The sequence below is a fragment of the Myxococcus vastator genome (assembly GCF_010894475.1).
GTDB classification, from domain to species: domain Bacteria; phylum Myxococcota; class Myxococcia; order Myxococcales; family Myxococcaceae; genus Myxococcus; species Myxococcus vastator.
In genome coordinates, this window is sequence record NZ_JAAIYB010000947.1 from 1 (window position 1) to 615 (window position 615).

1 protein-coding gene is annotated in these 615 nt (G+C 76.7%); it reads left to right on the forward strand.

The features are described 5' to 3' along the window. Nucleotides 1-163 precede the first annotated feature (163 nt). Nucleotides 164-484 carry a sodium:proton antiporter gene (locus tag G4D87_RS38490; protein ID WP_163787680.1) on the forward strand — a complete coding sequence of 107 codons (321 nt, stop codon included), beginning with the start codon at nucleotides 164-166 and terminating at the stop codon, nucleotides 482-484. Nucleotides 485-615 lie beyond the last annotated feature (131 nt).

Genomic DNA, 615 nt, shown 5'->3' on the forward strand with positions numbered 1-615 from the left:
GCACGGGCCTGGGGGGGCGGCTGCTGGAGTATCCGCGCGGCGCGGCCTACAGGCTCATCATCCTCATCGAGGTGGTGGCCATGGTGTCCATCGGGCTGGTGCTGGCGGTGCTCTTCGCCGGGCGGCGGGACGTGCCGGGGCCACGGCGCGGGGAGGCGCCGCGGTGAGCGCGGTGACGCTGTACCAGGGCGCGGCGGCGGCGGTGGTGGCCGTGGCCCTGTACGGGCTGCTGGCGCGGGAGCACCTGGTGCGCAAGCTGCTGGCCGCCAACCTCCTGGGCAGCGGCATCTTCCTGGTGCTGGTGGCCGTGGGGCGGCGCGTGGAGCCGCCTGACCCGGTGCCCTCCGCGCTGGTGCTCACCGGCATCGTCGTGTCGGTGAGCACCACGGGCTTTTCGCTGCTGCTGGCGCGGCGGCTCCACGAGGAGACGGGCAAGGCGCGCCTGCCCGAGGACGACGGCCCGGGCGGCGGCGTCGCGGGGTGACATGGCGGCGGACCTGTCGAGCGCGTGGGTATGGGGGCCGGTGGCCCTGCCGCTCGCCGCGGCGAGCGTGGCCTTCGTGGCGCGCCGGGCCGGGCCCGCGGTGGGGCTCTTGACGTCGGGGGCCCTGTGCG